Raw genomic sequence first — 5,087 nt, 5'->3', positions numbered from 1 at the left:
GTTCGAGGTCTTGCCCTGGTCGGTCGCCATGCCCGTCGTGGTGTAGCGCTTGACGTGCTCGATCGACTGGAAGCCCTCGCGGACCGCGAGCTTGATGTCCTTGGCGGTGACGTCGTTCTGGTAATCGACGAAGGCGCGGACCTTGGTCGGGTTCGCGTCGGTGGGCATGATCCGCACCGGCTGGAAGCCGGTCGGCGTCACGGTGGCCTTGAAGTCCCGCCGCTCGTCGGACCCCGCCGCGGCGGCGCCGGCGGCGAAGCCGTCCGCGAGGCAGGCGGCGAGATCGTAGCGGCCGCGCGCCGCGCCGGCCGAGCGCTCCGCCTGGGCCGACGTGCCGGGCACGAAGGCATCGATCCCCGCGTCGTAGGTCAGCTTGCCGCGCGATTGCGAGAACAGGTGGACGGCGGGCGTCCAGCCGCCGGACATGCCGACGCAGTCGCAGGAAAGAAGGCGACGGCCGCCGCACCGGCCGTCGCTCCCGACAGGCGCCACGATGAGACCCGTGACGCGCTTTCGGCCCTTCGATCCGACCACGGTGTGGCCGGTCAGCACTTCGGCGCCGGCGGCGCGCAGCTGCGCCAGTTCCGGCCCGCAATCCGATTCCAGGCGCAGGTCGACGAGGGTGACGTCGAGACCGGCGGCGCGCGCGTCGAGCGCGGCCTGGTAGGCGGAGGCGCCGCTCGTGGCGAAGACGAGCTTGCGGCCCGGCGCCACGCCGTAGCGGTTGAGGAAGACCCGCACGCTCTCGGCGAGCATGATGCCGGGCCGGTCGTTGTCGGCGAAGACGAGGGGGCGCTCGTGGGCGCCGCCGGCGAGCACCACCTCGCCCGCCCGCACCTGCCACAGGCGCTCGCGGGGCGCCTGGCCCGCGGCCGACGTCAGGTGGTCGGTGACCCGCTCGGTCATCGCGACGTGGTTGTGGTTGTAGTAGCCGAAGGCCGTGGTGCGGGAGAGCAGGATCACGTTCTCGCGGCTGTCGAGTTCGGCCAGCGTCTCGGCGAGCCAGTCCGCCGCCGGGCGTCCGTCGATCTGCGCCGTCGTGTCGTGCAGGAGCGAGCCGCCGGGCTCCGGGCCCTCGTCGGCGAGGATGACCCGCTTGCCGGTGCGCGCCGCGGCGAGGGCGGCGGCGAGACCCGCCGGGCCGGCGCCGACGACGAGCACGTCGCAATGGGCGTGGCGGTTGGCGTAGCGGTCGGGATCGGCCTGGGTCGGCGCCTTGCCGAGGCCGGCGGCGGCGCGGATGAACGGCTCGTAGACTCGGTCCCAGAACTTCCGGGGCCACATGAAGGTCTTGTAGTAGAAGCCCGCCACGAAGACCGGCGACAGAAGGTCGTTGACCGCGCCGACATCGAAGTCGAGGGACGGCCAGTGGTTCTGCGAGGCCGTGCGCAGGCCGGAGCGTGCCTCGATCACGGAGGCGCGGTTGTTCGGGTCGATCCGGCCGGGCCCGCGATCGACCGAGAGCAGCGCGCTCGGCTCGTCGGGGCCGTGGCTCAGGATGCCGCGGGGGCGGTGATACTTGAACGAGCGTCCGACGAGGTGGATGCCGTTGGCGAGCAGCGCCGAGGCGACGGTGTCGCCGGAGAATCCGTGGACCGGCTTGCCGTTGAATTCGAAGACGATGGGGCGGGTGCGGTCGATGCGTCCGCCGCGGGACAATCTGAACGGCTGTGCCATCTCACGCCCTCGTCTCGCTCTGGGTTGCGGAATTGGTTCCGAGAATCGTCCCGGGCTTCACGCCGGATTTCGGAGTCTGGTTTGTCGCGCGCTCTTGCGCCGAACCGGCGGCCACTTCGGCGGAGCGCGCTCGTGCCCCCATCGGATAGGTCTCGATGAAGCGGTCGCTCACCGTGTCGCGCAGGGCGTTGAACCAGCGGCCGCAGCCGTGGACGTGGCACCAGCGCTCGGCATGCACGCCCTTGGGGTTGGCGCGCACGAACAGGTGCTCGCTCCAGGCGCCGTCATCGACGGTCATCGGGTCGGCCGGGCGGGCGATATGGGCTTGGCCGCCGCACCGGAACTCGGTCTCGGGCCGGTTGCCGCAATGGGGACAGGCGATCAGCAGCATGGTTCGGCCTCCGTCCAGATCAGTGCGCGACGGCCGCGGCGGCGGCCTCGTCGATGAGGCGGCCGGTGCGGAACCGGTCGAGGGTGAAGGGCGCGTTGATCGCGTGCGGCGTGCCGGTCGCGAGCGTGTGGGCGAAGACGTGGCCCGAGCCGGGGGTCGCCTTGAAGCCGCCGGTGCCCCAGCCGCAATTGACGAACAGGTTCGGCACCGGGGTCTTGCCGATGATCGGCGAGCGGTCCGGCGTCACATCGACGATGCCGCCCCAGGAGCGCAGCATCCGCATCCGGGTGAATTGCGGAAACAGCTCGCAGATCGCGTCGAGCGTGTGCGTCGTGATGTGCAGCCCGCCCTGCTGGCTGTAGGAGGTGTACTGGTCGGTGCCGGCGCCGATGACGAGTTCGCCCTTGTCGGATTGCGACAGGTAGGCGTGGACCGCGTTGGACATCACCACGCAGGGGAAGCACGGCTTGACCGGCTCGGAGACCAGCGCCTGGAGCGGGTAGCTCTCCAGCGGCATCGATACGCCGGCCATGGACATCAAGGTGGAGGTGTGGCCGGCGGCCACCACGCCGATCCGGCCGGCGCCGATGAAGCCGCGGCTGGTCTCGACGCCCACCGCCGCGCCGGAGGCGTCGCGGCGGATGCCGGTGACCTCGCAGTTCTGGATGATGTCGACGCCGCGGTCGTCGGCGCCGCGGGCATAGCCCCAGGCCACGGCGTCGTGGCGGGCGGTGCCGGCCCGGCGCTGGAGCGCGCCGCCGAGCACCGGGTAGCGCAAGGAGCCCGAAATATCGAGCGGCGGGCAGAACTCCTTGCACTCTTCCTTCGACAGCCACTCGTTGTCGATGCCGTTGAGACGGTTGGCGTAGACGTGGCGCTTGAAGCTCTGGACGTCGTGGATGTTGTGCGCGAGCATCAGGACGCCGCGCTGGGAGAACATGATGTTGTAGTTCAGCTCCTGGGACAGGCCCTCCCAGAGCTTGAGCGCGTGCTCGTACATCGCCGCGCTCTCGTCGTAGAGGTAGTTGGAGCGGATGATCGTGGTGTTGCGGCCGGTATTGCCGCCGCCGATCCAGCCCTTCTCCAGCACCGCCACGTTGGTGATGCCGTGGACGGTCGCGAGATAGTAGGCGGTCGCGAGGCCGTGCCCGCCGCCGCCGACGATGACGACGTCGTAGCGGGGCTTCGGCTCGGGGGCGCGCCACTGGCGGCCCCAGCCCGTATGCCCCCGCAGGGATTCGGAGAGTAGCGACGTGAGGGAGAAGCGGCGCATCGGTCGACCTCGCGGTGTTGACGGATCATGGTCCGCGCGCCGCGGCGGGGCTTGATCGACGGCGACCGCGAGTTTGGGATTCCCGACTTCGCTCGTTTTCCCGAGGGCTGCTGCCCGAAACGCCGAATTGCCCGTTCGATGGGCGCGCTTGACTTACAGAACGGGCCGTCTGTGCCGGTCACGCCGCCGTGAGGCGGGATCGAACAAGAATTATTCTATTGCGTTCGGCGAACAATCGGAGATTAAGTTCCGGTGTGGGCAACGCCTCGGCGGGCGCGCCGCGTCTGATCACCGATGTCGGCGACACGGTCGGCGACAAGCGGGACGCGTCCGAATCGCTCCCGCGGCCGCATCGGCACCGGGATCGGCACGGCACGCGACTTGCCCACCAAGCGGCGGCAAAGGCCGGCAAATGGTGGTCGGGATGGAAATGACGATATCGGCCGGGGAGGCATGCCCGGCCAGCGTGGTGGCCGGCAACGAGGCCCTCTCCGGGAAGGCCATCTCCGTCGGCTTCATGCTGGTCGACCGCTTCTCGATGATCGCCTTCTCCTCGGCGATCGAGCCCCTGCGGCTCGCCAACCGCGCGGTCGGACGCGATCTCTACCGCTTCTCGCTGTGGTCGGAGGACGGCACCAAGTGCACCGCCTCGAACGGGATCGAGGTCAAGGTCGCGGGCCGCTTCTGCGAGGCGCAGGACTTCGACATGATGGTCGTGTGCGGCGGCATCGACATCCAGCGCCCGGATCACCGCGCCCTCCACGCGGCCCTGCGCCGCTGCAGCGCCCGCGGGGCGGCGATCGGGGCGGTGTGCACGGGCACCTACGTGCTGGCCAAGGCCGGCCTCCTCGACGGCTACCGGGCGACGATCCACTGGGAGAACCTGCCGGGCCTCGTCTCGGAGCATGACGGGCTGGAGATCGGCTCCGACCTATTCGAGATCGACCGCAACCGCTTCACCTGCGCGGGCGGCACCGCGGCGGCGGACATGATGCTGTCGCTGATCATGCGCGACCACGGGCCGAGCGTGGCCTCGGAGGTCGCCGACCAGCTCATCCACCACCGCATCCGCGAATCCGGCGAGCGCCAGCGGATGGACCTGCGCATGCGCCTGGGCGTCTCGCATCCGAAGCTGCTGCGGGTGGTGGGACTGATGGAGACCTCGCTCGCCGAGCCGCTCGGCAGCCAGGAGCTCGCCGACGCGGTGCATCTCTCGACCCGCCAGCTCGAACGGCTGTTCCTGAAATATCTCGGCCGCTCGCCGGCCAAGCACTACCTGCGCATCCGGCTGGAGCACGCCCGCACCCTGATCCGCCAGACGGCGATGCCGCTGCTCTCGGTGGCGTTCGAGTGCGGCTTCACCTCGGCCTCGCACTTCTCGAAGGCCTATCTCGACTGCTTCGGCCAGCCGCCGAGCGCGGAGCGGAAGACCATGCAGGCGCAAGGGGCGCGCGGCTGAGGGGGCTACCCCGGCGCGTCGATCCCGGCATCGCGACGACCAGGCTCACACCAGCCGGAAGGCGGACGGGGCTTACCGTCGACATCCGATCGGCTTGACCGTGCCCATGGCTGCTGCGGGTGGAAGGCGAGCCTTCACTCGGCCAAGCGACCGCAATGACGGTCATCGCACCCGGAAGCGGATGTTCGCCGATTGGGCGGAGCGGTGGAATCCGGTTTTCCGAAACCATCATGCGACAGCGAGGACTGATACGGTTTCCGGCTGATCGGCTCGGGCCGTACCCCATC

At 69.9% G+C, this 5,087-nt stretch carries 3 protein-coding genes and 1 pseudogene; 1 reads left to right on the top strand and 3 read right to left on the bottom strand.

Features of this window, described 5'->3' with window-relative positions; genetic code table 11:
- The 3 genes and pseudogenes from MFF42_RS21995 to MFF42_RS21985 all read right to left on the bottom strand — a co-directional run.
- Nucleotides 1–1,677: 2Fe-2S iron-sulfur cluster-binding protein (locus MFF42_RS21995; RefSeq protein ID WP_238257753.1), on the bottom strand; the 1,677-nt coding region annotated here is incomplete at its 3' end.
- Nucleotides 1,678–1,807: 130 nt separating this feature from the next.
- Nucleotides 1,808–2,068: pseudogene (locus MFF42_RS21990) on the bottom strand (sarcosine oxidase subunit delta); the annotation flags it as partial.
- A gap of 19 nt (nt 2,069–2,087) precedes the next feature.
- Nucleotides 2,088–3,341: a sarcosine oxidase subunit beta family protein gene (locus tag MFF42_RS21985; RefSeq protein ID WP_238257752.1), complete on the bottom strand. Its 1,254-nt coding sequence runs from the start codon at nt 3,339–3,341 to the stop codon at nt 2,088–2,090.
- Between the two features lie 430 nt (nt 3,342–3,771).
- Between MFF42_RS21985 and MFF42_RS21980 the strand changes: the two genes are divergently transcribed.
- The gene (locus MFF42_RS21980; protein ID WP_238257750.1) at nt 3,772–4,800 is read left to right on the top strand and encodes a GlxA family transcriptional regulator; all 1,029 of its coding nucleotides are present in this window, start codon (nt 3,772–3,774) and stop codon (nt 4,798–4,800) included.
- The last annotated feature ends 287 nt before the right edge of the window (nt 4,801–5,087 follow it).

The sequence above is a fragment of the Methylorubrum podarium genome (genome assembly GCF_022179745.1).
Lineage (GTDB): Bacteria > Pseudomonadota > Alphaproteobacteria > Rhizobiales > Beijerinckiaceae > Methylobacterium > Methylobacterium podarium.
This window is presented reverse-complemented; position numbering and strand designations above follow the sequence as displayed.

Excerpts from the sequence above, each read along its gene's own strand:
- MFF42_RS21985 (WP_238257752.1), bottom strand. The coding sequence starts at position 3,341 with ATGCGCCGCTTCTCCCTCACGTCGCTACTCTCCGAATCCCTGCGGGGG.
- MFF42_RS21980 (WP_238257750.1), top strand. The coding sequence starts at position 3,772 with ATGACGATATCGGCCGGGGAGGCATGCCCGGCCAGCGTGGTGGCCGGC.